This window comes from Pseudomonas sp. Ost2, assembly GCF_018326065.1.
Taxonomy (GTDB): domain Bacteria; phylum Pseudomonadota; class Gammaproteobacteria; order Pseudomonadales; family Pseudomonadaceae; genus Aquipseudomonas; species Aquipseudomonas gingeri.
Map to the genome: position 1 here is coordinate 4,205,036 of NZ_AP021904.1, position 26,865 is coordinate 4,231,900.

Annotated in this window: 27 protein-coding genes; 19 read left to right on the forward strand and 8 right to left on the reverse strand. The window is 64.2% G+C overall.

What is annotated here, in order from left to right:
• Positions 1-38: 38 nt before the first annotated feature.
• A complete protein-coding gene (locus tag KI243_RS18460) occupies positions 39-371 on the reverse strand; it encodes a hypothetical protein (protein ID WP_017126625.1) in 333 nt (110 codons plus the stop codon).
• A 125-nt stretch (positions 372-496) separates the two neighbouring features.
• Entirely contained in the window at positions 497-2,278 is a 1,782-nt protein-coding gene (locus tag KI243_RS18465; protein WP_244861737.1) for a helix-turn-helix domain-containing protein, read from the reverse strand.
• A 167-nt stretch (positions 2,279-2,445) separates the two neighbouring features.
• Here KI243_RS18465 and KI243_RS18470 point away from each other — a divergent pair, with 167 nt between their 5' ends.
• The 12 genes from KI243_RS18470 (at position 2,446) to KI243_RS18525 (ending at position 15,164) form a co-directional block, all read left to right on the forward strand.
• On the forward strand, positions 2,446-3,045 hold the full coding sequence (locus tag KI243_RS18470; RefSeq protein WP_017126627.1) for an amino acid synthesis family protein: 600 nt from the start codon (positions 2,446-2,448) through the stop codon (positions 3,043-3,045).
• 127 nt (positions 3,046-3,172) lie between these two features.
• Entirely contained in the window at positions 3,173-4,135 is a 963-nt protein-coding gene (locus KI243_RS18475; RefSeq protein ID WP_017126628.1) for a flavin reductase, read from the forward strand.
• Positions 4,136-4,157: 22 nt separating this feature from the next.
• A complete protein-coding gene (locus KI243_RS18480) occupies positions 4,158-5,669 on the forward strand; it encodes an aldehyde dehydrogenase (RefSeq protein ID WP_212809661.1) in 1,512 nt (503 codons plus the stop codon).
• 18 nt (positions 5,670-5,687) lie between these two features.
• Positions 5,688-6,764: an LLM class flavin-dependent oxidoreductase gene (locus KI243_RS18485; RefSeq protein ID WP_177119521.1), complete on the forward strand. Its 1,077-nt coding sequence runs from the start codon at positions 5,688-5,690 to the stop codon at positions 6,762-6,764.
• Between the two features lie 5 nt (positions 6,765-6,769).
• A complete protein-coding gene (locus tag KI243_RS18490; protein ID WP_212809663.1) occupies positions 6,770-7,582 on the forward strand; it encodes an alpha/beta hydrolase in 813 nt (270 codons plus the stop codon).
• Positions 7,575-7,970, forward strand: a complete 396-nt coding sequence (locus KI243_RS18495; protein ID WP_017126632.1) for a carboxymuconolactone decarboxylase family protein — start codon at positions 7,575-7,577, stop codon at positions 7,968-7,970. The genes KI243_RS18490 and KI243_RS18495 overlap by 8 nt, the downstream gene beginning before the upstream one ends.
• Before the next feature lie 180 nt (positions 7,971-8,150).
• Entirely contained in the window at positions 8,151-9,347 is a 1,197-nt protein-coding gene (locus KI243_RS18500; protein ID WP_244861738.1) for a glycine betaine/L-proline ABC transporter ATP-binding protein, read from the forward strand.
• A complete protein-coding gene (locus tag KI243_RS18505; RefSeq protein WP_042935489.1) occupies positions 9,340-10,236 on the forward strand; it encodes a proline/glycine betaine ABC transporter permease in 897 nt (298 codons plus the stop codon). The genes KI243_RS18500 and KI243_RS18505 overlap by 8 nt, the downstream gene beginning before the upstream one ends.
• Before the next feature lie 91 nt (positions 10,237-10,327).
• Positions 10,328-11,362 carry a glycine betaine/L-proline ABC transporter substrate-binding protein ProX gene (gene proX / locus KI243_RS18510; protein WP_017126635.1) on the forward strand — a complete coding sequence of 345 codons (1,035 nt, stop codon included), beginning with the start codon at positions 10,328-10,330 and terminating at the stop codon, positions 11,360-11,362.
• A gap of 305 nt (positions 11,363-11,667) precedes the next feature.
• Positions 11,668-13,134 (forward strand): NAD-dependent succinate-semialdehyde dehydrogenase, encoded by a 1,467-nt coding sequence (locus tag KI243_RS18515; RefSeq protein WP_017126636.1) that lies wholly within the window; start codon positions 11,668-11,670, stop codon positions 13,132-13,134.
• 17 nt (positions 13,135-13,151) lie between these two features.
• Complete coding sequence (locus KI243_RS18520; protein ID WP_017126637.1) at positions 13,152-14,537, forward strand: aspartate aminotransferase family protein; 1,386 nt, start codon at positions 13,152-13,154, stop codon at positions 14,535-14,537.
• A gap of 135 nt (positions 14,538-14,672) precedes the next feature.
• Entirely contained in the window at positions 14,673-15,164 is a 492-nt protein-coding gene (locus tag KI243_RS18525; RefSeq protein ID WP_017126638.1) for an Lrp/AsnC family transcriptional regulator, read from the forward strand.
• Here the strand turns inward: KI243_RS18525 and KI243_RS18530 are convergent.
• Complete coding sequence (locus tag KI243_RS18530; protein ID WP_244861739.1) at positions 15,161-16,012, reverse strand: PFL_4669 family integrating conjugative element protein; 852 nt, start codon at positions 16,010-16,012, stop codon at positions 15,161-15,163. The two genes, KI243_RS18525 and KI243_RS18530, sit on opposite strands and share 4 nt — an antisense overlap.
• 114 nt (positions 16,013-16,126) lie before the next feature.
• Between KI243_RS18530 and KI243_RS18535 the strand changes: the two genes are divergently transcribed.
• Positions 16,127-16,327: a hypothetical protein gene (locus KI243_RS18535; RefSeq protein WP_017126640.1), complete on the forward strand. Its 201-nt coding sequence runs from the start codon at positions 16,127-16,129 to the stop codon at positions 16,325-16,327.
• A gap of 4 nt (positions 16,328-16,331) precedes the next feature.
• Here the strand turns inward: KI243_RS18535 and KI243_RS18540 are convergent, their stop codons facing one another.
• Together KI243_RS18540 and KI243_RS18545 are read right to left on the reverse strand one after the other, a co-directional pair.
• Positions 16,332-16,739: a VOC family protein gene (locus tag KI243_RS18540; protein WP_177119322.1), complete on the reverse strand. Its 408-nt coding sequence runs from the start codon at positions 16,737-16,739 to the stop codon at positions 16,332-16,334.
• Positions 16,740-16,762: 23 nt separating this feature from the next.
• A complete protein-coding gene (locus KI243_RS18545) occupies positions 16,763-17,188 on the reverse strand; it encodes a YciI family protein (RefSeq protein ID WP_177119323.1) in 426 nt (141 codons plus the stop codon).
• Positions 17,189-17,428: 240 nt separating this feature from the next.
• Here KI243_RS18545 and KI243_RS18550 point away from each other — a divergent pair, with 240 nt between their 5' ends.
• Together KI243_RS18550 and KI243_RS18555 are read left to right on the forward strand one after the other, a co-directional pair.
• Positions 17,429-18,184 carry a thioredoxin family protein gene (locus KI243_RS18550; protein ID WP_017126643.1) on the forward strand — a complete coding sequence of 252 codons (756 nt, stop codon included), beginning with the start codon at positions 17,429-17,431 and terminating at the stop codon, positions 18,182-18,184.
• A gap of 221 nt (positions 18,185-18,405) precedes the next feature.
• Entirely contained in the window at positions 18,406-19,536 is a 1,131-nt protein-coding gene (locus KI243_RS18555) for a patatin-like phospholipase family protein (RefSeq protein WP_212809665.1), read from the forward strand.
• Positions 19,537-19,542: 6 nt separating this feature from the next.
• Here the strand turns inward: KI243_RS18555 and KI243_RS18560 are convergent, their stop codons facing one another.
• Positions 19,543-20,424 carry an EamA family transporter gene (locus KI243_RS18560; protein WP_177109458.1) on the reverse strand — a complete coding sequence of 294 codons (882 nt, stop codon included), beginning with the start codon at positions 20,422-20,424 and terminating at the stop codon, positions 19,543-19,545.
• A gap of 94 nt (positions 20,425-20,518) precedes the next feature.
• Between KI243_RS18560 and KI243_RS18565 the strand changes: the two genes are divergently transcribed.
• Positions 20,519-21,442, forward strand: a complete 924-nt coding sequence (locus KI243_RS18565; protein ID WP_017126646.1) for a LysR substrate-binding domain-containing protein — start codon at positions 20,519-20,521, stop codon at positions 21,440-21,442.
• 70 nt (positions 21,443-21,512) lie between these two features.
• Positions 21,513-22,100 (forward strand): TetR family transcriptional regulator, encoded by a 588-nt coding sequence (locus KI243_RS18570; RefSeq protein ID WP_017126647.1) that lies wholly within the window; start codon positions 21,513-21,515, stop codon positions 22,098-22,100.
• Between the two features lies 1 nt (position 22,101).
• Here KI243_RS18570 and KI243_RS18575 read toward each other — a convergent pair whose 3' ends face one another.
• Both KI243_RS18575 and KI243_RS18580 read right to left on the reverse strand, forming a co-directional pair.
• Positions 22,102-23,565 carry a HAMP domain-containing sensor histidine kinase gene (locus KI243_RS18575; RefSeq protein WP_017126648.1) on the reverse strand — a complete coding sequence of 488 codons (1,464 nt, stop codon included), beginning with the start codon at positions 23,563-23,565 and terminating at the stop codon, positions 22,102-22,104.
• Entirely contained in the window at positions 23,562-24,278 is a 717-nt protein-coding gene (locus tag KI243_RS18580; RefSeq protein WP_017126649.1) for a response regulator transcription factor, read from the reverse strand. Before KI243_RS18580 ends, KI243_RS18575 begins: the two co-directional genes overlap by 4 nt.
• A gap of 170 nt (positions 24,279-24,448) precedes the next feature.
• Between KI243_RS18580 and msrB the strand changes: the two genes are divergently transcribed.
• Both msrB and KI243_RS18590 read left to right on the forward strand, forming a co-directional pair.
• The gene (gene msrB / locus KI243_RS18585) at positions 24,449-24,967 is read left to right on the forward strand and encodes a peptide-methionine (R)-S-oxide reductase MsrB (RefSeq protein ID WP_177088048.1); all 519 of its coding nucleotides are present in this window, start codon (positions 24,449-24,451) and stop codon (positions 24,965-24,967) included.
• Between the two features lie 36 nt (positions 24,968-25,003).
• Positions 25,004-26,812, forward strand: a complete 1,809-nt coding sequence (locus KI243_RS18590; protein ID WP_017126651.1) for a cytochrome c biogenesis protein DipZ — start codon at positions 25,004-25,006, stop codon at positions 26,810-26,812.
• Positions 26,813-26,865: the final 53 nt, after the last annotated feature.

Consider the following 26,865-nt stretch of genomic DNA (forward strand, 5'->3'; position numbering starts at 1 on the left):
TCACTGGTCATCGGCGCACGCGCTGAAGCCTTCCGCTACTAGATGGGTTTGACCGACACCACATCGAAGTAGCGGAACTTCTTCTTTTTCGCTTCGTTCTTGGCTTCCTGTTCCGCAACGAAGGTGCTCAGGGTATTGGCGTCATAAGTGAGCACCTCGATCTCGCCTTCAAACTCCCGCGTAGCGTGCAACGTGACCCTCAATTTCGGCGAGAGCGCCTTGGCGACAGGACGACGCCTGGGGGCTGCTGACGGAGCCGGGACAAACGTCGGCTCAGGCGGTGGCGCGGGGATCGGTACCGGTTCGGCGTTTGGGCTGGAGGTACCAAACAGCGCCAGGCGCATCTCCTCCTCGCTCAGTTCATTACTCATTATCGATGTCTCATTTACAGATAGGCAGTTTGATATTTAGGAAGCTAACGGATTTTACCAGTCTTGGTCGCCGGTTGCTCTAATCAGTATCAATCCGCACCGGGACAACAGTCCGGGCAGGCATCCTAGCTATCGATCACCCGCTGCAAATGAATCGCCAACTCCGTGGCAAACCGTCGCTCCGGCGTCTCCACGTCGATGCCGAACAGCTCCTGGATCCGCGACAACCGATACCTCAGCGTCGTCACATGGACCCCCATTGCATCGGCGCACGCCTGGCTGCGGCAGCTCTCGCGCAGATAGGCCGTCAGTGTTTCCAGGTAAGGCGTGTGGTGCTTGCGGTCGTGGGCCAGCATGGCGCCGACGCTTTCGTTGACGAAGGTGCGGATATCCTCCCCACCCACCGCCGCCACGAAAATGGGAATCGGCCCGAAGTCCTGATCGGAAATCGGGCCGCTGCGACCGAACGAACGGGCGATGTCGATCAACCGCCGGCAGCGCTCCCAGGCGGCGGGGTAGTCGCCGAGCGCCCGGCACACGCCACTGGCCAGCAGGATCGGCTCGCCGCCCAGGTAGTGCGCCAGGTCATCGGCAATCTGGCGCTTGACCTTGACCAGACGCTCGCGGCCCTTCTCGCCCTCCGAGGGCACCAGGCACACCAGGCCGTTGTCGACGATGATCACCGTGGCCTGGATCGATGCCCGCGCCAGGATACGCGCGACGTTGTGATGCAGGTTCTTCGACTCGCGGGCCTTGCCGCCGTAATCGACGATGATCATCTGCTGCGCGCTGTGGAAATGGATGCCCAGGCGTCGGGCCCGTTGCAGGATGTCGTCGGCGTCGCGCCAGCGGCCTTCGAGGACTTCGAACAGCAGTTCGGTCTGGGTCCGGGTTTCGAAGCGAAACCGGATAAAGCTGCGCATCATCTGCACGCTCAAGGCGAACTTGGCACTTTCCAGCATCAGCAGGTCCAGTTCGTTCATCGGCAGCGCCACCGGGAACAGCACCAGTGCCCCCACCAGTTCGTGATCGACCATCAGCGGTTCGATCTGTGCCCGCAGGGTGAACTGGCGCCGGCCGTCGTCGAGAAACAGATTCACCGTGTTCCTCAGCGCGCTGCGCAGGCTTTCCTGGGCCGCCCTGGAAATCTGCACGCTCAGTACCCCGGCAGCGGCCGCCTGCCAGGCGCTGTCATCGAACAGCATGGTGTCCGGGGAGCGCCCGGCCACCACCTGGTTGGCGGTGAAGTCGACGGCGATCACCGGATTGGGCAACTGATCGCCGACCATCAGCGACAGCGACGTCACCGAACCACCGTCCAGTACGTGTTCCAGCAAGGTCGTGTGCACATGCAAGGCCTGCTGCATGCGCTCGGCGGCCCGGCGCTCGGCTTCCAGCTGGCGCTGGCGCTCCACGGCAATGGCACCGAGGTGAATGATCATGCCAAGGAATACCCGATCCTCTTCCGAGACATCCATGATCGTGCGGGAAATGACACTGAGCACCATGGGGCGACCGTCGAAATCGGTGCAGTTCATGGGCATCACCATCACCGTGCGGTAGTCGCGCTCCACGGATTCACGGCGATAGCCGGGGTACTCGCATTCGCGCACATCACGGATGAATACCGGCTCGTTGCGCTGCAAGGCGGTCATCACCGGGCTCGACGACAACTCCCAGCAATCCACCAGTGGCCGCTGCACCAGCGTCGGGTCATGACGGGCAATCACATGGCCGAAACCGGCCTCCATATCAATGGCCATGATCGAACTCATGGTCCAGTGGGTGTGCCGGCAACTGGCGTAGACCAGCTGATGCAGCATCGACTGCAGATCACCACCGGAGTTGATCTGGCTGGCGACATCGCGCAACGAGAGTATCTGCATTTCTCGATTCAAGGCATTCACCTGGACATGGAGGACATGGCAGTCAAGTTGCCTGCCCGGCCCGCCTGATACTTGCTCCGGTCAAGAGCAATGTCCAGCGTATTTGTACTGCGTAACCAAGGAAGACGGGTTTTGCCTTTGCCCATAGCCTTGGGCAAAACCAACAGCCACAAGGGCGATGAGTCATCATGAATCTGGAAAATCTGGGCGTCAGGAAGTACTGCACCTTTATCGAGGAAACCTATATCGAGGGCGGCAAGGACGCCGGCCAACCGATCACCCTGATCGTTGTCGCCGCGGTGCTGAAAAACCCCTGGGCCGGCCAGGGCTTCGTCGAAAACCTGCGGCCGGAAATCCTGCGCCTGGCCCCGGGCCTGGGGTACGAGATGACCCGTCGCCTGACCGCCCTGATGCCGGGCGACAAGGTCGAGGCCTTTGGCAAGGCCGCTGCCGTCGGGGTCAACGGCGAGATCGAGCACGCCTCGGGGCTGATCCACACCCTGCGCTTCGGCAACCTGTTCCGCGAAGCGGTGCAAGGCACGGCCTACCTCAGCTTCACCAACACCCGCAATGCGCCGGGCGCCCTGCTTGCCCTGCCGATGGTGCACAAAAGCGAAACCGGCAAGCGCTCGCACTTCCTCACCGCCAATTTCCAGATCGCCGATGCGCCGGGCCCGGATGAAGTGCTGATCGCTATCGGCGCCTCCGATGGCTCGCGGGCGCACCCACGGATCGCCGACCGCTATCAGGACATGGCGGAGATGGAAGCGGAACAGCCCAGGGACTGATCGTCCCTCGCAATCGCAGCAAAAAAACCACACAGCTTCCTCTTGATCGACGCAAGCCCGCGGTTTTCCTTCCCCGTAGGCTTGCTTCACACCACAAGAACATGCCCTTGCACACAGGAGCACTGCGATGCCGAGCACCATGGTCAACGCCAACGCCGCAGCCGTCGATCCCGGCGCCCTGCGCCAGGCCTTCGGCACCTTCGTGACCGGAGTCACCGTCATCACCACCCATGACGCCGATGGCAATCCCCGGGGCATGACGGCCAATTCGTTCACCTCGGTCTCCCTCGACCCGCCGTTGCTGCTGGTGTGCGTCGGCAAATCGGCGGCCAGCTACACCGCGTTCGCCAGCACCGAACATTTCGCCGTCAACTTGCTGCATGAAGGGCAAGTGGACGTTTCCGGGACCTTCGCCTCGAAGTCGCCGGACAAGTTCCAGACCGTCAATCACGACACGGTCCATACCGGCGCGCCGATCCTCACCGACAGCCTGACCTGGTTCGACTGCACCGTGGACCAGCGCATTGAAGCCGGCGACCACCTGGTGCTGATCGGCCAGGTCCGTGCGTTCGGCACCAGCCCCAAGCTGCCGCTGTGTTTCTGCCGGGGCCGCTACGCGAACATCCAGGACCCGCTGCCGGCCAGCTGGCTGGACTCCCACAAGATGATCATCGGCTACCTGATCGAAGCCGGTGACGCGATCCTGTTCCGCGCCGACGGCCAGGGCGGCTGGACCTTGCCCGTGGCCGGCAAGCGCAAGGGTTTTATCGATGCCGGGCACTGCTCCCTGCCGGTGGAACTGGAGTCGACCTTCCTGTACTCGGCCTTCGATGTCGACGATACCGACCCCGGCTACCTGATCTACCGCGCCCAGCTCGGAGCGCTGGATACCGAGCTGCCCGACACCCTGCGCTTCTTCCCGCTGGACGAACTGCCCATCGAACTGATGCCGGTCAACGAGCTGCGTTCGGTGGTCCGCCGCTATGCCCGCGAGCGCCAGAACCAGCAGTTCGGCATCTACACCGGTTCCGCCGCCAGCGGGCGGATAGCGATGCTCGAGAACGCCGCGCTGGCGCCCGAATCCCTTTGACACGCACCTACAGGACACTCGCATGAAAACCACGGTCAGCGCCCTCGAGGGCAATCGCCTCAACCTGTTTATCGACGGCCGCTTCGTCGCGCCCGCCAGCGACACCTACATCGACAGCTTCGACCCCACCACCGGCCGCTCCTGGTACCAGTTCGCCCAGGCCGACGCCAGTGACGTCGAGCGCGCGGTCGCTTCGGCCCAGCGCGCCTTCCATGATCCGCAATGGCGCAACCAGACACCCACCGCCCGGGGCAAACTGCTCTATCGCCTGGCACAACTGGTGGCCGAACACGCCGAGGAACTGGCCCTGCTGGAAACCCGCGACAACGGCAAGCTGCTGCGGGAAATGCAGGCGCAGATGAGTGCCCTGCCCGACGCCTACACCTACTTCGCCGGCATGGCCGACAAGCTGCAGGGCGAAACCATTCCGGTCAACAAGCTCAACCAGCTCAACTACAGCACCCGCGAGCCCCTGGGCGTGATCGGCATGATCACCCCGTGGAACTCGCCGCTGATGCTGCTCACCGGCACCCTGGCGCCCTGCCTGGCCATCGGCAACACCGTGGTGATCAAGCCATCCGAGCATGCCAGTGCCTCCACCCTGGCCCTGGCCGAACTGATCATCGAGGCCGGCTTCCCCGCCGGCGTGGTCAACGTCATCACTGGCAACGGTCCGGTGACCGGTGATGCCCTGACCCGTCATCCGGACATCGCCAAATACGTGTTCACCGGCAGCACCGACACCGGCCGGCGCATCGCCGGCAACGCGGCGAACAACCTGGTGCCGTGCCAGATGGAACTGGGCGGCAAATCACCCCACGTGGTGTTCGCCGACGTCGACATCGACAAAGCCGTCAACGGCGTGGTCTCCGGTATCTTCGCCGCCGCCGGGCAAAGCTGCGTCGCCGGTTCGCGCTGCTTCGTCGAGGCAGCGATCTACGACCGTTTCGTCGAGGCCCTGGTGGCCCGCACCGGGAACATCACCGTCGGCCATCCCATGGAAGAACACACCGATATCGGCCCGCTGGCCTTGCAGGCCCAGTTGCAGAAAATCGAAGGCTACATCGCCAGCGGCGTGCAACAGGGTGCCCGGGCGGCCATCGGCGGCAAGCGCCCGAGCAGCTCGCACCTGGCCGAAGGCTGGTATTTCGAACCGACGGTGATGACCAACGCCAGCAACGACATGCCGTTCATGCGTGACGAGTTGTTCGGGCCGGTAATCGGCGTCATGCCCTTCACTTCGGAAGAACAGATGATCGGCCTGGCCAACGACACCCACTACGGCCTCGCCTCGGGCATCTGGACCCAGAACATCGACCGCGCCATGCGCTTCGCCAACCGTATCGACGCCGGCACGGTGTGGATCAACACCTACCGCAGTTCCGCCTACATGTCCGCCAATGGCGGCTTCAAGCAGAGCGGTTATGGCCGTCGCGGCGGCTTTGACGTGATGCGTGAGTTTTCCCGGGCCAAAAACGTGGTCATCGATTACTCCGGCGAGATGCAGGACCCGTTTGTCATCCGCCTGCGCTGATTATCCAAGGAGCACCTCATGAAATTTGCCGTATCCCTGAGCATGGAACGCTTCTCCCCCGACGTGCCCATGCAGACCGTCATGGCCAACCTGCTGGAACTGGCGCAAATCGCCGATGAAGGCGGCTTCGAAACCCTGTGGACCTCGGAGCACCACACCCTCGAATGCACCATCGCGCCCAACCCGTTCCAGACCCTGGTATGGCTGGCCCAGCACACCCAGCGCATTCGCCTGGGTACCGCGACCCTGGCGGCCGCCTACTGGCATCCGATCCGCCTGGCCGGCGAAGCCGCGTTGTGCGACCACCTGACCAAGGGCCGCCTGGAGTTCGGCATCGCCCGCGGCTCCTACCAGTACGAGTTCGATCGCATGACCCCCGGCCTGCAGCAGCAGGAAGGCGTCGGCTACATGAAGGAACTGGTGCCGGCGGTACAGAAGCTCTGGGCCGGGGATTACGCCCATGATGGCCACTACTGGAAATTCCCGCGGACGGCGGCCGTGCCCAAGCCGTTGCAGAAGGATCACCCGCGTATCTGGGTGGCCGCGCGGGACCCGGGCACCTTCGACTGGGCGGTGGGCATCGGCGCCAACATCCTCTCCACCCCGCTCTCGCTGCCGGCGGCTGAAATCGCCGTGCTGGGTGAGAAATTCAACAAGGCCGTCGCCGACAATCCCCATGTGCCGCGTCCGCGTTTCATGATGCAGCGCCGTACCTGCGTGTACGCCAGGGCGCAAGACTGGGAACTGCCGGTCAGGCACAGCATGGACTTCGGCCGGGCCTTCGAGAACCTGATGCAGAACATCGGCACCGTGCACAACGGCTTCCCCGAGCCGGTGTCCTTTGAAAGTGTCCGGGGCAAGGACAACTACAACCCGGAGAACCTGCGGCGCAACCTGATGTTCGGCACCCCTGAGGAAATCATCGAGAAGCTGCTCGACTACGAAGCCGCCGGCGTCGACCAGTATTGCCTGGGCCTGACCTTCAACCTGCCGTTCGAGCTGCAGAAGCAGACCCTGCGCCTGTTTATCGACGAGGTGATGCCGGTGTTCGCCGAGCGTGAGCGCGCCAAACGCCGCGACAAGGCCACGGAGTGACCGCCATGAGCGAAGCACAACGCTTCAGCGTGGCCAATGTCACGCTCAACTATCGCCTCGACGGCCAGGGGCCGCTTCCGCTGCTGTGCATCCATGGCGTCGGCTCCAGCCTGGAGGCCTGGGGCGAGGTGGTGGACCGCCTGCAAGAGCAGTTCACCCTCCTGACCTTCGACCTGCGCGGCCACGGCCAGTCATCCCGTACGCCGGGCCGCTATGAAATCGATCACCTGGTGGGCGAAGCCCTGGCCCTGGCCGATCATGTCGGCTTCAAGGACTTCGACCTCGCCGGCTTCTCGCTGGGCGGACTGATCGCCCAGCGCATGGCCCTGACCCACCCGGCGCGGGTCCGGCGCCTGGTATTGCTGTCGACGGTCGCCGGACGCAACGCCGAGGAACGCGAACGGGTGCAGGCGCGCCTGGCGGCCCTGCAGGCCGGCGAGCCCGTGGCCCATTACGAAGCGTCGCTGTCACGCTGGCTGACCGAGGATTTCCAGGCCCGCCACCCGCAGGCCGTCAGCCGGCTGCGGCAACAGAACGCCGCTAACGATCCCGGCTGTTACGCCGCGGCGTATCGGGTGCTGGCGGAGTCGGACTTCGGCGACCAGCTCCAGCAGATTCGCTGCCCGACACTGATCGCCACCGGCGCCGAGGATGCCGGCTCGAACCCGAGGATGGCGGCCTTCATGCACGAACGCATCCGGGGCTCGCAGTTGAAGATCCTGCCGGGGTTGCGCCACTGCATTCTGATCGAGGCCCCGGAACAGGTGGCAACGCTCATGCGCGAATTTCTTTCCGATTCGGAGGTACACCATGGATAAGTCACTGCAGGCTCAAGGCGAAACAGTTCGCCGCCAGGTCCTGGGCAATGCCTACGTCGACCAGGCGCTGGGCAAGGCCGACGATTTCTCGCGGCCGTTCCAGGCCGTGCTCAACGAATACTGCTGGGGCATGGTCTGGACCGACGAGTCCCTCGACCTCAAGCAACGCAGCCTGCTGAACCTCGGCATGCTCGCAGCGCTGGGCCGGATGGACGAGTTCGGCACGCACTTCTGCGGCGCGATCCGCAACGGTCTCACGGACGAGGAACTGCGCGCCGCCCTGGTCCAGATCGCGGTGTACTGCGGCGTGCCGGCGGGTGTCGAAGCCTTCCGCGTCGCCCGCAAGGCGCGGGAAAGCATGGACCCGACGCAATCCACTACCGGCTGACGTCTCACCCTTGCACTCGCCACACCGCTCATGCTGTAAGTGCCCTCGCACAACAACAAGAAATTTTTGAGACTGCACCCTTGCGCCCGCGACACCGAAGGACCTTTGACTGCCAGTAGCCCAAAAATTTCTATTGATGAAGTTTTCCGCAGATTGCAAAACAACAATTGGAGGCAATTGGTGAGCGAACGACTGAAGATTGAGAACCTCTACAAGGTCTTCTCCTCGACCCCCGACAGAGCCATGCAGCTCTTGACCGCCGGGGCCAGCAAAGACCGGATCCTGGCCGAGACCGCCACCGTGGTCGGCCTGAACAACGTATCGCTGTCCATTCCCAGTGGCGCGATCTACATGATCATGGGTTTGTCCGGCTCGGGAAAATCCACCCTGGCCCGTTGCATCAACCGTTTGAACGAACCGACCGCGGGCAGGATCCTGCTGGACGGCACGGACCTGGTGGCCTTGAACGAAAGCGACTTGCGCGAGGTGCGCCGCACGCGCATCTCCATGGTGTTCCAGCATTTCGCCCTGCTGCCGAACAAGACCGTGATCGAAAACACCGAGTTCGGCCTCAAGTTGCGTGGCGTCGGTGCCGCCGAACGCCGCAAGCGCGCCGAGGAAGTCCTGGCCATCGTCGGCCTGGCCAAGTGGGCCGAGCACCACCCCCATGAACTGTCCGGCGGCATGCGCCAGCGGGTCGGCCTGGCCCGGGCCCTGGCCACCGATGCCGACGTGCTGATCATGGACGAGGCCTTCAGCGCCCTCGACCCGTTGATCCGCACGGAAATGCAGGACGAATTGCTGCGCCTGCAACGCACCCTGAAAAAAACCATCCTGTTCATCACCCACGATTTCCAGGAGGCCCTGAAGCTGGGCACCCGTATCGCGATCATGGCCGACGGCCAGGTGGTGCGCGAGGGCACGCCCCAGGAAATCGTCATGGACCCCGGCAGCGACTATGTCGCCTCGTTCACCCGCGAGGTGGACCGCTCGCGCCTGTTCGACGCGCGCTCGGTCATGCAGGTCGCCGACACCTTGCTGGTCCAGGGCGATACCCGCGTGGTCGGCAATGACAACGCCGGTGCCTTTGTCCTCAACACCGGCGGCAAGCCGGTGGGCGTGCTCGATGCCGCGGCGCTGCTGGCCGTTGGCGGCGGCAGCGATGCCCTGCAACGCCTGTCGACCCAGTTTGTCAGCGTGCCGGCCAACGCCAAGCTGGTGGAAGTGGCGCGCCTGCTCAAGCCGGGCCTGCCGATAGCCGTGGTCGATGGCGAGGGGCTGTTTGTCGGCACCCTGAACAGCGCCCATATCCTTGATTGCATTGCCAGCGTCCCGCCCCCTCGCGCCAACGCTGCGGAGGTTGCCCAGCATGCTTAGTTCAGAAGACCTTGCCGTTTTTCCCGTGGACCAGTGGATCAGCCAGGGCGTCGAGTGGCTGGGCATTCACCTGCGGCCGATATTCCTCGCCATCCGCTGGCCGGTGGAACACCTGCTGGCGCTGAGCGACTCACTGATCCATGCCATCCCGTTCCCGGTGATGGTGCTGCTGATGTTCCTCATCGCCTACCGCGCCGCGAGCCTGGGCGTGGCCCTGTTCAGCGCCGTCGCCCTGGTGGCCATCGCCGCGCTGGGGGTGTGGGACGAGGCCATGACCACCTTGTCGCTGATCACCACGGCGATTGTCATCTGCATGCTCGTCGGGATTCCCGTGGGGGTGTGGTGCGCCCGCAGCGAACGGGTCTGGCAGATCATGCGGCCGATCCTCGACATCATGCAGACCACGCCGACCTTCGTGTACCTGGTGCCGGTGGTGATGCTGTTCGGCGTGGGCACCGTGTCGGGTGAAGTCGCGGTGGTGATCTCCGCCTGTCCGCCCCTGATCCGCTTCACCTACCTGGGCATCCGCATGGTGGAAACCGAACTCGTCGAAGCCGGCCACGCCTTCGGTGCCGACAGCCGCCAGTTGCTCTGGGAAATCCAGTTGCCGCTGGCGATACCGACCATTCTCGGCGGCCTCAACCAGACCGTGCTGACCGCCATGGTGATGTCGGTGGTGGTGGCGATGATCGGCGCCGAGGGCCTGGGCCTGGTGGTCTTGCAAGGTCTCGGGCGGATGGACGTGGGCCGCGCCGCGGTAGGCGGTATCGCCATCGTGCTGCTGGCGATGATGCTCGACCGGATCACCCAGAAACTGGCGCAGCCGTCGGTACGCAAGCGCAAGTCGCTGTTCAAGCGCCTGTTCAACCCGCGTCCGCTGAATGCCTAGGAAGCATCCCCAACAACAATCATGAATGCCAGTTGTCGAGCCTTTTCTTCACTGCCACCCCTTAACCATAACGAGAAAAAAAGAGGAAATCATGATGCGTCCATTCAAAGCCTTGCTTGGATTTGCAACCGCGTTGTCCCTGGCCGGGCTGGCCTGCACCTCGGTGCTGGCCGACGACCTGCCGGGCAACGGCAAGACCATCCGCTTCGTGCAATCGGAAAGCACCGGCGGCAACTATGTCCTGACGAAAATCGCCATCGAGGCCAGCAAGCGCCTGGGCTACGACACCAAGTTGAGCACCGTCAACACCACGCTGTTTTTCCCGGCGGCGGCCCAGGGCGACCTGGACCTGTCGATGGACGTGACCCTGCCGCAACTGCAACCCAGCTTTGACAAGGTCAAGGACCGCACCGAGGTGGTCGGCACAGGCTTCATTACCGGCGCGGGCTACAACGGCTACATGATCGACAAGAAAACCGCCGACGTCTACGGGATCACCAGCCTGGAACAAATGAAGGACCCGAAGATCGCCGGGCTCTTCGGCAAGAACGGCAAGGCCAGCCTGATCAGTTGCGATCCGGGCTGGGGCTGCGGGGATGTGGTCGACTACCAGCTCGACAAGTTCGGCCTCAAGGACACGGTCAACCCGGTACGCGGCAAGTATGAAGCGCTGATGTTCGAAAACGTCGCCCGCCTCAAGCGCGGCGAGCCGGTGTTCTTCTATGCCTGGGCACCGTCCTGGATGACCAACACCATGGTGCCGGGCAAGGACGTGGTGTGGTTGCCGACGCCGTTCGACGCCTTGCCGGGCAATGTCCCGAGCGCGGTCTCGGCGCTGACCCCGGGCGTGGCCGGCTGTGCCGGTGGCGCCGATCCGTGCCGCATGGCGATGGCGGCCTGGAACTGGTACGCGATCGGCAACAAGAAATTCATCGCCGCCAACCCGGCGATCAAGACGCTGGTGGAGCAGATGGCCTTCTCCCAGGCGACCTGGAGCTACTGGGAAAAGACCATCAGCCAGGACGGTTCGAGCGAACGCAATATTCGCAAGCTGGCGGATGACTGGATGAGTGAAAACAAGGCCACGTTCGATGGCTGGATCGCCACGGCGAAAGCGGTCAAGTGACCTGACCGATCGTTCCCACGCTCCGCGTGGGAACGCATCCGATGACGCTCCGCGTCGCGTTGCACAGGCATCGAGCCTTGCGCCGACTACTGGACGCGGAGCGTCCGGGGCGGCATTCCCACGCAGAGCGTGGGAACGATCAAAAGCCGGCCTCCGCACGGGACGTATTTATCTTCACCAGAGAAACCCCTGTTTGACGGTCCGCAATCAGAAAAAACCCACTGTCCCACCCCCTCCAAACCGCCAATCCCGTGCAGCACCCTGCCCTAGCATTGGTTCCACTCAGACGATCCGGAGTGAACACCATGACCTATAAACATCCGCTGCTGTTCAAGGCCCTGTGCTACGTCGACGGGCACTGGATCCACAGCGACAGTGCCAGCACCATCGCCGTGCATGATCCGGCGAACCAGCAGTTGATCGGCCATGTGCCGATGCTGGAAAAACCTCAGATTGTCGCGGCGGTGGAGGCCGCGCATCGGGCGTTCGCCAGTTGGCGTGAACTGAGCCTCGATGCCCGCGCCACTGTCCTGCGGCGCTGGGCGGCGTTGATCCTGGAGCATCAGGAGGACCTCGCGCGCATTCTCAGCCTGGAACAAGGCAAGTCCCTGGCCGAGTCCCGCGGCGAGATCGCCTATGCCGCCAGTTTCATTCCCTGGTTCGCCGAGGAAGCCCGGCGCCTCTATGGGCAGAACATCCCCAGCCATATCCCCGGCGCCCACCTGGGCACGGTCAAGGAACCGGTGGGTGTCTGCGCGCTGCTGACCCCCTGGAATTTCCCCTCGGCGATGATCACCCGCAAGGCCGCCGCCGCACTTGCCGCCGGTTGCACGGTGGTGATCAAGCCGGCCCATGAAACGCCGTATTCGGCCTTTGCCCTCGCCCAGCTGGCGGAAGAAGCCGGTTTCCCCGCAGGGGTGTTCAACGTGGTGCTGGGCGAGCCGCAAATGACCATGCAGACCCTGGTGCAGGACAGCCGCGTGCGCGCGGTCAGCTTCACCGGCTCGACCCGGGTCGGCAAACTGGTCCTGCAGGCGGCGGCACGGGATGTGAAGAAGGTTTCACTGGAACTGGGCGGCAACGCGCCCTTCATTGTCTGCGCCGATGCCGACCTGGAACTGGCGGTGAGGGTCGCGGTAGAAGCCAAGTTCCAGACCTCCGGCCAGGACTGTTGCGCGGCCAACCGCATCATGGTCGAGCGCTCCCTCTACCCGGCCTTCCTCGACCGCTTCGCCGCGGCCGTGCGTGCACTGCGTGTCGGACCGGCCCTGCTGGGCGACCAGGAGCAGGCCGTCGACGTCGGTCCGTTGATGCACCAGGCCGCGTTCGACGCAACCGCCGAACGCGTGGCCGACGCCTTGCACCTCGGCGCGCAACGCCTGGCCGGCGGTGAGGCGCACGCCCTCGGCGGACTGTTCTACCAGCCGACAGTGTTGGCCGACGTCACACCGCAGATGCGCATCTACCGCGAAGAAAACTTCGCTCCCATCGCCGGGGTGATGCCCTTCGACACCCTCGAACAGGCCATCGAAATGGCCAACGACACCGAATACGGCCTGGCCGCCTATGTCTGCTCCAACCGCCTGGACCTGATCTACCCGCTGATCCGCCGCCTCGACCACGCCATGGTCGCGGTCAACGGCGTGAAGTTCACCGGCCACCCCATCCCCTTCGGCGGCATGAAGGCCTCGGGGCTGGGCCGTGAAGGCGGCACCGAGGGCTTCGAAGCCTTTGTCGAAACCAAATATTTTTGCCTGCACCACCAAGGCTGATTCCAAGGAGAGCCACCATGAACCCGACACCCGAAGCGCTGTTCGAACAAGACCGTGCCTACTTCATGCACCCCTCGACCCACGCCCATGACCACGCCAGTGGCGCGCTCAAGGGACGCATCATCAAGAGTGCCGCGGGTATCCGTATCCGTGACCACGAAGGGCGGGAATTCATCGATGCCTTTGCCGGGCTGTATTGCGTGAACATCGGCTATGGCCGCACCGAAGTCGCCGACGCCATCTACAAACAGGCCAAGGAACTGGCCTACTACCACACCTATGTCGGCCACTCGACCGAGGCCATCATCGAGCTGTCGAGTCGCATCATGGACTGGGCGCCCGAAGGTATGAAAAAGGTCTACTACGGCCTGTCCGGCTCCGATGCCAACGAAACACAGATCAAGCTGGTGCGCTACTACAACAATGTGCTGGGCCGCCCGCGGAAGAAGAAAATCATTTCCCGGGATCGTGGCTATCACGGCTCGGGCATCATGACCGGCAGCCTCACCGGGCTGGCTGCGTTCCACCAACATTTCGACCTGCCGGAACAAGGCATCAGCCACACCGTCTGCCCGCACTGGTACCGCAAGGCACCGACCGGCATGGATGAAGCGGCCTTTGTCCGCTACTGCGCCGACGAGCTGGAGAAAATGATCCTCGCCGAAGGCCCCGATACCGTCGCCGCGTTCATTGGCGAACCGGTGATGGGCACCGGTGGCATCGTCGTGCCCCCGGCCGGTTACTGGGCCGCGATCCAGGCCGTGCTGAACAAGTACGACGTGCTGCTGATCGCCGACGAAGTGGTCTGTGCCTTTGGTCGCCTGGGTTCGAAGATGGGCAGCCAGCGCTATGGCATGCGTCCGGACCTGATCACCACCGCCAAGGGCCTGACCAGCGCCTATGCGCCGCTGTCGGCGGTAATCATCGGCGAGAAGGTGTGGAGCGTGATTGAAACGGCCTCGACCCGGGAAGGCGCCATGGGCCACGGCTGGACCTACTCCGGTCATCCGATCTGCGCGGCGGCGGCCCTGGCCAACCTCGATATCCTCGAACGCGAGAACCTCACGGCCAATGCCGAGCAGGTCGGCGGCTACCTCAACCGCCGTTTGCGCGAAACCCTGGAAGGTCACCCGCTGGTGGGCGAAGTGCGTGGCGATGGCATGCTTGCCGCTGTCGAATTCATGGCCGACCGTGAGCAACGCACGCCGTTTGACGCCGCCTTGAAAGTCGGTCCGAAAGTCTCGGCCGCCTGCCTCGAACGCGGCATGATCGCCCGGGCCATGCCTCACGGCGATATCCTCGGCTTCGCCCCGCCGCTGATCCTGACCGAGCAGGAGGCGGACCTGATCGTCGACATCACACGGCAGGCGATCGATCAGGTCGCCGGTGAAGTCCTCGGTTGAGACCTGCTCCCCGCAGGCGCGCTTGCTCGCGAAGGTCGGCAACGATAACGTGTCCATCCCGGATGAATGCATCGTCTACCCGTCCTTCGCGAGCCTGCTCGCGCCTGCACATGTCGCCTGCGGAGTTCGTTACTGATGCACAAGCTTGACCGTTATGACCTGAATATCCTGCGCATCCTCTCGGAGGACGGGCGCATCACCAAGTCGAACCTCGCCGAGGCGATCAACCTCTCGGTAACACCGGCCTGGGAGCGTGTGCGCAAGCTGGAGAGCGCCGGCCTGGTAAAGGGCTACCGCGCCCTGATCGATTGGAACCAGGTGTTCAAGAGCCAGCAACTGCTGGTGGAAATCACCCTGGCCCGGCACACGGCCCAGGACATGCGCCGCTTCGAGCAACGGATGAGCGATGCCAGGGAAGTGCAGTTCTGTTATGCCACTGGTGGCGGCGTCGACTACATCGCCATGATCCAGGCCGCGGACATCGATCAGTACCAGCGCTTCATCGATCAGTTGTTGCTGGAAGACCTGGGCATCGAGCGCTACTTCACCTATATCGTCACCAAGACCATCAAGACCGGCGGCGCGCCACCGGCCCAGGCATTGAACGCGTTACTCGCCACGGACTAACCCCAGCCGCCAGCCTCTTCGGCAACCCCTTGCCGGACCTCGCCGTCGCTGCGCGGCAGGATGATCCTGGGCGCGAACTCCGAGCGCCGCGTTCCTTCGAGAACGTCCGCCGGCAGCTCGCCGAAACGTTCCTCGGCCTCACGCGCCACGGCGTTGCCAACAATGAAATCCGCGCGCGTCGCCCCGGAAAACCGGTACTGGCGAGCCAATCCGAAAAGGCTGCGAAACACCTGCCCACTGGCGCTGATCCAGCGCTCCATGGTGCGCCGGTCGATCAATGCCGTTCTATGGGCCAGCAGCAGTTGGCGAACGATGCTGTCGTAATCGATCAACAGATACACTGCCAGGAAACCCAACCGGGACCTGACGACCAGCGGCAAGGTGACAGGCTGGATGCTGAGGTTTTCGCCGAGGCTGATCTCCGCGGGCAAGCGGCTCATGAGTGGCTCCAGTTGTTCCCGGATCTGCGCCAGTTCGGCTTTCGAGCCTTGCAGTTTTTCCTGAAGACGGATGATCCAGAAGTCGGAATAAGGATCATCCAGGGCCGCGCCGCGCGCGACCCTGCTGATCAGGCCGAGAAATCCGACAAGGCCCATGATGCGTTTTTTCTCTTCGCTCGCGGGCCGGCCTTGCCAGACCTGAGTCGCATGCCAGGTGTGCAGCGTAAAGCTCATGGCGCTGCGTAGCGGGCCGATTTCGAGAGGGGAAAAGCTGGACATCGCATACTCCTGATGAGTGAAGGTCAGGGCAGCAGTGTCATCGGCAAGGCGTCGTTCGTCAGTCGGGAAACAGGTTGGCGACCGATCTGTTTTTATCCGCCGGCCCTCCCCCCGCAACCGTCTTTGCACATAGCAACATGTTCTAACAAGACGGTTAGCGGCAGCCGCTTTTATCTACTAGGCTTTTGCGCTCATGGAACCGGTCCGGCTTGGTCATCGGGCCTATTGCTCAGGGAGACATTGATGACCCCCGTACGTATCGCCGAACGCACCTACCGCACCTGGTCCAGCCCGATCCTGCTGGAACTCAAGGAGCGCGCCCACCAACTGGACACGCCCTCGCGCGAAGCCTTGCTGAATGTGCTGGTCGAGCGCCGCCTGATCGATATCGGCAGCCCGACCGGGGAGGAACGACGCAAGGCCGGACAGTCCGGCCTGCGTTAGCGGACTACTTCTTCCCCTCGTAATTGACCATCCAGGCAATGCCGAAACGGTCTTCGAACATGGCGAAGCTTTCCGCCCAGAAGGTTTTCTCCAGTGGCATGAAGACCTTGCCGCCCGTGCTCAAGCCATCGAACAAGCGCCGGGCCTCGGCTGCGCTGTCGACATTCAGCGACACCGACACGCCCTGTGGCTTGTGGTATGGCTGGCCCGGCGGGCAATCGGAGGCCATCAGGCTGAAGCCGCCCACGGTCAGGCAGGCGTGCAGGATCAGGTTCGCATCCTTGGGCATGCCCACCTCGGCAGGCGCCTCGGCAAAGGACATGGAAAACACCTCGCCACCGAGCACCTTCTTGTACAACGCAAAGGCTTCCTTGCAGTGGCCGTTGAAGGTCAGGTAGGGAATGATTCTCATGGTGGATCTCCTGTTGTCAGGTTTCACGATTGACCGGACATCTGCGTCCGCAGGCGTTCTTCCTGCTCGCGCAACTCGGGGGTAAAGGCCTCGCCAAAATCCTCGGCCTCGAAGATCTGGCGGATTTCGATTTCGCTGTCGCCGGCCATCGGGTTGGGACAGCGCTTGACCCAGTCGATGGCTTCCTGCAACGACTGCACCTGGAAAATCCAGAAGCCGGCGATCAGCTCCTTGGTTTCGATAAAGGGCCCGTCGACAACGCTGCGGTGCGTGCCGGAGAACTGCACGCGGGCCCCCTTGGCGCTGGGGTGCAGGCCCTCGCCGGCGAGCATCACGCCGGCCTTGACCAGCTCTTCATTGTAGGCGCCCATGGCGGCCAGCAGTTCTTCACTGGGCATTTGCCCGGCTTCCGATTCCGGGGTGGCCTTGACGATCACCATAAATCGCATGGTCTTTTCTCCTGATAGTGGGTGAACCGCCCCGCTGGCGGTTCTACGGGTTAATCGAACGGCCATCGGCGTAATCGACACCGCGCTGAAATTATTTTTCCGCCGGGCCGCCGGTCCGTTTTTTCCGTTTGCCGGGGGAGAGTGTCGAGAACGCTCGCGGTCAATCGACTAAGCATAGAAGTACCCCATCCGCCACTCGACAAACCCGCCGGGCGGCGACGCCGTCAAGGAGATCTCGTGATGAACGAGCGCACTGTTGAACAGCATCCCGTGGTATCGCGCCAGGAATGGCTGGCTGCACGCCAGCAGCATCTGGCCCGTGAAAAGGCCTTCAGCCACCAGCGCGACCAGCTCAGCGCCGAACGCCGCGCCCTGCCCTGGGTACGGATCGACAAGGACTACCACTTCGAGGGCCCCCACGGTCGGCAACGACTGGCCGATCTGTTCGGCGACAACAGCCAGTTGATCGTCTACCACTTCATGTTCGCCGACGGCTGGACGGAAGGTTGCACGGGCTGCTCGTTCCTCGCCGATCACTTCGACGGCGCGAACCTGCACCTGGCCCATCATGACGTCTCGTTTGTCGCCGTATCCCACGCCCCGTGGGCGCAGTTCCAGGCCTTCAAGCAGCGCATGGGCTGGCACTTCGACTGGTTGTCGTCGGCCGGCAGCGATTTCAACCATGACTTCGGTGTCAGTCCTTCGCCGGCGGAAAAAGCGGCCGGCAAGACCCGGTACAACTACGAACTGATCGACAGCAGCGAGGAGGAGTTGCCCGGCCTCAGCGTGTTCTACCGCAACCCCGAGGGTGAGATTTTCCATACTTATTCGACCTATGCACGGGGCCTGGACATCCTGGTGGGCACCTACAACTTCCTCGACCTGATGCCCAAGGGCCGTAACGAAACCGGGACCATGAACTGGGTCAGGCACCATGACCGCTATGAACATGCCGGGCAATCTGCCTGCTGCGGCTCCCACGCCGATAAAAAGTGAGATCGCCCGGGGTTCGTCATAAGATCCCCGGACCGCGACAAGTTCATGCCCTCTGGTGCCCCGACCGGCAATTCAGAGGGTTCCTACAAAACCCGCTGACACCGCTCCAGCAGCACCCGGCCGAAAGACCGGGTGCCGACACACTGCGCGCAACGATTCCCCGATAAAATAGTTAATATCGAAAAGCCATATCCCGTATCGCCCCCATATAGAGAGGAAAAATGGATTCTCCTGCAGTCTCGATCGGTCAATCTCCGGATTTCGCCCTAGCCCTGTCCGGCGGCGGTGTCCGGGCCATGGTGTTTCATCTGGGCGTGCTCAAGTACCTGGCCGAGCAAGAAGCCCTGGAACGGGTCAGCCAGCTCTCGACCGTCTCCGGCGGTAGCCTGCTGGTGGGCCTGATGCTGCATGAGAACGGCGGGCAATGGCCCGCTTCGGTGGACTTCCTGGAGAAGATCTATCCGCGCCTGCGCCACCAGCTCTGCTCGCGCAGCCTGCTCTGGAGCGCCCTGCGCCAGCTGCTCAACCCGCTGAACTGGCGCTTCATCATGTCCCGGGCCAATCTGCTGGAGCTGGGCTTGCGCAACGAATGGGGCGTGAATGGCCTGCTGGCGGACATCGGTGCGAGGCCGGACTGGTCGATCAATGGCACCACCGCCGAGAACGGCAAGCGCTTTCGCTTCAAGCGGAGCAATATGGGTGACTACTCCATCGGCTATGCCAGCACCCTCGGCGTTCCCCTCGCCAAGGCCCTGTCAGTGTCGGCGGCGTTCCCCGGTGGCATCGGTCCGCTGGCCCTCGACAGTCGTCGTTTCAAATGGATGCAACGGGGCTGGAATGCGCCGCTCGACAGCGCGGTCGAGGCGACATTGCCTTTCCCCACGCTGCACCTGTATGACGGCGGGGTCTATGACAACCTCGGCCTGGAGCCGTTCTTCGACGCTGCCACCGGACGCAGCAAGCGCTACGAATACCCCATTGTCGTGTCCGATGCCGGTGCCCCGCTCAAGCCCGGGTTCCAGGCCGGCATGCTCAGCCCCTGGCGACTCAAGCGCCTGTCGGACATCATGTCCGACCAGTCGCGGGCCCTGCGCACGCGAACCTTTGTCGAATACCTCAACCAGGCGCCGGGACGCGGCGGCTACCTGGGCATCGCCAGCGCGCTGATCGAGGCTCCGGCCGGCAGCGACGCGGCATTTGCCGCGAGCTTCGCCACCAGCCTGGATCGCCTCGAACCCGAGGTGTTCGATCGTATCGCCCGGCATGGCCATGCCGTCGCCCAGACGACCGACCGGCACTACGCTGTCCTGCTGCCGCCCGCCGTCACCGCCAGGCCCACCGCGCCGGCCTGATACGACTCAAGGCACCATCAGTACCCCGAGACTGGCGCTGACCACCAGCGCGGTGCCGGCAAACTGCAGCGGCACCATCGGCTGGCTCAGTACCATGTAACCGGCCAGGGCGCCGACCGCCGGCTCGACGCTCATCAGGATGCCGAACGAAGACGCCGGCATCCGCCGCAGGGCGATCATCTCCAGGCCGTAGGGCAGCAACGGCACGAACAGCGCGAGCCCGGCGCAACTGGCGAGCTGCAACCACGGCAGGTGCCCGCCGCTTTGCCACAATCCCAGGGGCGCGGTTATCACTGCCGCCGCGAGCAACGACACCGACAAGCCTTCAAACCCCGGAAACAGCGTGCCGACCCGCTTCATCAGCAGGATATAGGCGCCCCAGCCGGCTGCCGAGCCGAACGCCAGGGCCAGTCCCAGCGGTTCGCCGATCCAGCCCTGGTCGTTGCGCGCCAGCAGCAGCACACCGGCCATCGCCAGCAGCGGCCAGATCAGCGCCCGCCAGCGGCGTATGGCCAGGCTCGCCAGCAGCAGCGGGCCCAGAAACTCGATGGCGATTGCCAGTCCCAGGGGAATGCGCTGGATTGATGCGAAAAAGCAGCTGGTCATCACCGCCATCGCCAGGCCCAGGCTGGCCGCGGCCCCCCAGCGCGACAGGGAATAGGTGCGCAGTGGAGGCCGCACCACCAGCATCAGAAGGGTCGCGGCCCAGCACAGGCGCAGCCAGGTGGTGCTGAGGGAGCCGTAGGTGTCCATGGTCGGTGACGACAAGGCGGCACCGAACTGGACCAGACACATCGACAGCACGCACAACGACGCCGCCAGCAACAACGCCCGACGGGGTGTCCGCGGTGCGGCGGCCACGGGGAGCACGACGGTATTTTCCTGCATGACAAAACCTCCGGTGAACGTCAGGCCATCCTAGCCAGTCACCCGGACTTCAAATAAGCTGATATTTCTTATCCCCACTTAACGGATATTGATAATGCGCGACCTCGACAGCAACCTGTTGCGAACCTTTGTCACTGTCGCCGAAACCGGGGCGGTCGGCACCGCCGCCCAGCGCCTGGCCCGGACCCAGGCCGCCGTGAGCATGCAACTGCGCCGTCTGGAAGAGGACCTGGAGCGACGCCTGTTCGACCGCTCCCCGCGCGGCCTGCGCCTGACCGAGGCCGGTCATCTGCTGCTGCCCTACGCCCACGGCATTCTCGGCGCCGGTGCCGATGCGCGGCGGGCGCTGTCCATCAGCCAGGTGGCGGGAACGGTGCGCCTCGGCCTGCTGGAGGACATTGCAGTGGGCAGCCTGCCGCGGGCCTTGCATCGGTTTTCCGCGGCGTACCCGCATATCACCCTGGAGATCACCATCGACAGCAGCGCGGCAATGTCCGCCAGGCTGCTGGACGGTGCGCTGGATATCGTCATCGGCGACTCCCAGGGCATCGACGCCCAACCCCAGGTGAGCTGGAACCAGCCGTTGTTCTGGGTCGGCGCCCGTGGCCTGGTGCTGGACCCCGACCTGTCCAGCCGGATCGTGCCGCTGGTGACCTTCGGTGGCACCTGCCTGTGGCAACCGCGGGTCGCGCAGACGCTGAAACAGGCCGGTATCGCCTGGCGCGTGGTGTGCAGCAGCACCAGCCTGCCGGCGGTGCAGTCGGCGGTCGAGGCCGGCCTGGGCATCGCCGTGCTGCTGGAAAGCAATGTCCACCCGCAGAGCATGCGTGTACTGGGTCCCCTCGATGGCCTGCCGCCGGCGCCAACCGTCGATTTCGGTCTTTACGTGCGTCGTGTTCCCGCGGCCCAGGCGGCCGCGGTCCGGGCCTTGCAGCGCTTCCTGGAAGAAGAACTGAATATCGCCGCCACCCTGCCCCTCGACCCGAAAACGGCAGACGCCCTTCCCGAAAGTCTATGAAGACCAGCAGCTTGGCTGCCTGTGATAGAATAGAATAGATGTTTACGTGAATCTATTAACAGGAGCCCTCATGCCTCGCGTCTCGCGCAAACAGGCCGAACTCAACCGCGAAATCATCACGGATGCCGCCGCGCGGCTGTTCCGTGAGCGTGGCCTCAAGGGCCTGAGCGTGATCGAGGTCATGGGCGCGGCCGGGCTGACCCATGGCGGCTTCTATGGTCACTTCGATTCCAAGGAGGCCCTGGCGGCCGAAGCCTGTGCGCGCAGCTTCGCGCAATCGACCGAACGCTGGCAGCAGCGTACGGCCGAAGCCCTCAGCCCGGAGGCGGCACGCCAGGCCATTGTCGAGCATTACCTGAGCACGGCCCACCGCGACAACCCCGGCGAAGGCTGCCCGGTGGTGGCCTTCTGCGGCGACCTGGCCCACGAAGACGCCGACAGCGCCGTGCGCCAAAGTTACGTCGAGGGCCTGGAAAAACTCCTGAGTGCCTACGCCGCCTTGCTCGACAGCGCCGAGCCCGAGGCGCGCAAAGCCGCCCTGGTGCAATACTCCTTGCTGGTCGGTGCCCTGGCCCTGGCGCGTTCGACCCGTGGCCAGGCGATCTCCGATGAAATCCTCGAAGCCACTCGCGCCGCCCTGCTGCCGGCCAACGGCTGAATCAGTCGCCTGCCGCCGTCAGCTCGAAATAGAACACCGCGCCCTTCTCCGGGATCGACAGCAGACGGATCTGGCTGTCATGCAGTTGCAGGATGCGGCGCACGATCAATAACCCGAGGCCGCCGGAGCGGCGGTCGCCGTCATGGTTGAAGGGACGGCGAAAGAGGTTTTCCAGCAGCTTGGCCGGAATCCCCGGCCCGGTATCGCTGACCGTCACCTGCACTTTCCCCGCCTCATGCACCAGCGCCACCTCGATGGTTCCGCCTTCGGGGGTATGGCGCAGCGCATTGTCGATCAGGTTGGTCAGCACCCGCTCGATCATGCCCAGGTCGGCGGTCACCATCGATGCGCCCCGCGGCAGTACCGCCAGCAGTTTCGACTGGCGGGTCTCGGCCATCAGCTCGAACTTCTGGAACACGTCCTGGATCAGGTCGCTGAGGGAAAAGTCCTCGCGTTCCAGGCGCACCGCGCCGTGCTCCAGGCGCGCCAGCTCGAACAACGCCTGGGCCAGTTTGCCAACCTTGTTGCTCTGGGCCAAGGCGATCCCCAGGTAACGCCGGCGCTCGTCGGCCGCCAGCACCCCGTCCTTGAGCGAGAGGGTTTCCAGGTAGCCGTGCAGCGAGGCCAGCGGCGTGCGCAGGTCATGGGAGATATTCGCCACCAACTCGCGGCGGTCCTGGTCGAGCTGGGTCAGGGTCCGCCATTGCTCGCCGATACGCGTGGCCATTTGCGCAAAGCTGGCTTCCAGCACTTCGATTTCGTCACGGCTGCCAAACCCCGCGGTCGACAGCGCCGGCAAACGGGCCGGCGGCACGTCGGTGTCGAAATCGCGCATGGTGTCGGTCAGGCGGCGCAATGGCCGGGTGATCAGGCGGAAAGCGATCAGGCCGGCGATCAGCCCGAGCAACGCCACCAGGGTCATGGCCCACAAGGTGGTCCGCAGCACCGAACTGGCCGAGACCCGCGCGGCCAGGCGGTCATGCTCCTCGCCCTGCAGCACCACGTAGAGATAGCCCAGGTCCTTGCCGCCGCCCTGCAACGCGGCGGCACTGAACACCTTGCGCCCGTCATTGCTGCGCGGATCGTCACCGAGGATCGGCAAGGGCTGGTCCTCGAGCAGGCGCCGGATCGGCCGCAGGTCGACATGGTCGCGCTTGAGATGCCCCTGCGGCGCCGCATCGCCGGTGATCCGTCCGCTCGGGTCGAGCAGATAGACCTCGACGCTCGGATTGACGTTCATCAACTGGCCGAACAGCGCCCGCACCCCCTCCATGGTCAGGCCTTCGGTGCCCACCAGGCGGTTTTCCAGGGCGATGCTGCGGGCCAGGTCGCGGGACAACCCCTGCACCACTTCCTTCTCGTGCATGTCGCTGGCCCGTACCTGCAACCATACCGACGCGCCGCAGCAGGCCAGCAACAGGATCGAAAAGACCACGGACAAGCGCTGGGACAGGGTCAGGTTCATTCGGCACGTCCCGAAGGGGCGAAGCGATAACCCCGGCCCCAGACCGTGAGAATCCGCTCGGGTTGCGCCGGGTCGACCTCGATCTTCGCCCGCAGGCGATTGATATGGGTGTTGACCGTGTGTTCGTAGCCATCGTGCTGGTAGCCCCAGACCTGGTTCAGCAGGTCCATGCGCGAGTAGACCGTGCCGGGGTTCTTCATGAAGAAGTGCAGCAGGTCGAATTCCCTCGGCGTCAGTTCCAGGTACTGGCCGTTGACCTCGGCCTGGCGGGTCAGCGGATCGAGGCTCAGGCCGTTGAGTTCGAGACTGCCGGCATCGACCTTGAGGCTCTTGGCCAGGGCATCGACCCGACGCAGCAGCGCCTTGACCCGCGCCGCCAGCTCGAGCATGGAAAACGGCTTGGCGAGGTAATCGTCGGCGCCCAGTTCGAGACCGAGCACCCGGTGCATTTCACTGGAACGGGCGCTGGTGATGATGATCGGTGTATAGCGCGCCATGGCCCGCGCCTGGCGACAGATCTCCAGGCCGTCGACGCCCGGCAGCATCAGGTCGAGGATCAGGGCATCCCACGAGCCCTTTTCCAGTTGTGCCAGCCCCAGGTTGCCGTCGGCGCAATGGGTGACCTCATAACCTTCGTCACGCAGGTGCAGGCTCAACAGCCCGGCCAGGTGCAGGTCATCCTCGACGATCAGTATGCGTTTGGGTGAATCCATGGGCAGCGTTCCTGCAAGAAAATCCGGGGCCGGCACGGCCAGCAAAGCCTGATTCATTGTGCCGGATCGGTACGCGGAAATATTCACAATTAATTTAACTTTACGGGAGGATTTGGCGACCGTTACCCGCCGACACTGCAAGCCTGATCAATTGCCGTGGAAGTGACGCCATGTCCTCCAGAAGACGCTTTCTTTTCTCCAGTGCCGCCGCCCTGCTTGCCGCCGGCTTCGTCGACTGGCGCGCCGTGGCCGCCACCCTGGGTGCAAATGCTGCCCCCGCCACCCCGGACGAGACCTTCGAAGTCACCCACAGCGATGCCGAATGGCGCACGCTGCTGGACGCCAACCAGTACCAGGTACTGCGCCATGAAGGCACCGAGCGACCTTACAGCAGCCCCCTCAACGACGAGCACCGCGACGGCGTGTTTGCCTGTGCCGGCTGCCAGCTGACGCTGTTCTCCTCCGCCGCCAAGTTCGACAGCCACACCGGCTGGCCGAGCTTCACCGCGCCGCTGGAAAGCGCCGTGGCGACCCGCCGCGACACGTCGCTGGGGGTTTCCCGCACCGAAGTGCACTGCCACCGCTGCGGCGGACACCTGGGCCATGTGTTCCCCGATGGCCCGCGGCCGACCGGATTGCGCTACTGCATGAACGGCGTGGCCATGACCTTCGCCCCGAGTGCCGCCTGACCGCTCCATCACGATTTATCACAAGGATCTGCAACCATGTTTCTACTTGTCCTGGCGTACCTGGGCGGTCTGCTGACCATCCTCAGCCCGTGCATCCTGCCGGTGCTGCCGTTTGTCTTCGCCCGCTCCGGCGAACCGTTCCGCCGCAGCGGCCTGCCCCTGCTTTGCGGCATGGCCCTGACCTTCGCCCTGGTCGCCACCCTGGCGGCCGTCGGCGGTGGCTGGGTGGTCCAGGCCAACCAGTACGGTCGTTGGCTGGCCATGGCGCTGATGGCGTTCTTCGCCATTACCCTGCTGTTCCCGCATCTCGCCGATCGCCTGGCCCAGCCACTGGTATCGGCCGGTGATCGCCTGTCGCGTTCGGCCCAGGACGGCAGCGGCCAGCCAAGCGTCAAGTCGTCCTTCCTGCTGGGGATCGCCACCGGCCTGCTGTGGGCACCCTGCGCCGGACCGATCCTCGGCCTGATCCTCACCGGTGCCGCGCTGCAAGGCGCCAATATCGGCACCACGCTGTTGCTGCTGGCCTATGCCGCCGGTGCCGCCACGTCGCTGGCCGGCGCGCTGCTGGTGGGTGGCCGGCTGTTCACGGCGATGAAACGCAACCTCGGCACCGGCGAATGGCTGCGCCGGGGCCTGGGCGCGGCGATGCTGGCCGGCGTGGTGGCGATTGCCCTGGGCCTGGACACCGGCCTGCTGACCAAGGTTTCCACGGTCGCCACCTCCGGTATCGAACAGAAGTTGCTCGACACCTTGACCCCGGTCGTGCAGAAGGACGCCCCGGCGCAAGGCGGCGCGATGATGGCCGCGGTCAACAGCGACCAACCCGGCGGCAGCATGATGGCGATGGCCGCCAAGACCGGCGGCAACGAACGCGCCCTGCCGGTGGAAGGCACCCTGCCCGACCTTTCGGGCGCCGTGCAGTGGCTCAACTCGGCCCCGCTGAGCGCCGCCGACCTCAAGGGCAAGGTGGTGCTGATCGACTTCTGGACCTACTCCTGCATCAACTGCCTGCGCAGCCTGCCCTACGTCAACGCCTGGGCACAGAAGTACCACGACCAGGGTCTGGTGGTGATCGGCGTGCACGCCCCGGAGTTCGCCTTCGAGCGAGATATCGACAACGTGCGCCAGGCCGTCGCCAAGCTGGGCATCCAGTACCCGGTAGCCATCGACAACAACTACGCGATCTGGCGCGGGTTCAACAACCAGTACTGGCCAGCGCATTACTTTGTCGACGCCCAGGGTCGCGTGCGCTACCACCACTTCGGCGAAGGCGACTATGCCGGCTCCGAGCAGGTCATCCAGCAACTGCTGGCCGAAGCCGGTAACAAGAACGTCTCCGGCGGCATGGTCAGCACCCAGGCCCAGGGCGTGATGCAGGCCGCCGACGAGTCGGAAGTGAAGTCGCCGGAAACCTACGTCGGTTATGACCGCGCCGAGAACTTCGCCTCCCCTGGCGAGCAGGTCGCCGACAAGCCGAAGAACTATGCCGCGCCGCAGCAACCGGCCCTGAACCAGTGGGGCCTGGAAGGCAACTGGACCGTTCACTCGGAACAGGCCGCCCTCAACCAGGCCTCGGGCAAGGTCATCTACCGCTTCCACGCCCGTGACCTGCACCTTGTGCTCGGCCCGGCGAGCGACGGCAAGCCGGTGCGCTTCAAGGTGCTGATCGACGGCAAGGCCCCCGGCGCCAACCACGGCACCGACACCGACGCCAACGGCGCGGGCAGCGTGACCGAGCAGCGCCTCTACCAACTGGTGCGCCAGGCCGGCGATATCGGCGACCACACCTTCTCCATCGAGTTTCTTGACCCGGGTGTCCAGGCCTACGCCTTCACCTTCGGTTGATAGCCAAGAGGATAAACAGCATGAACAAGTCCGTGAGTCAGAAGAAACCCAGG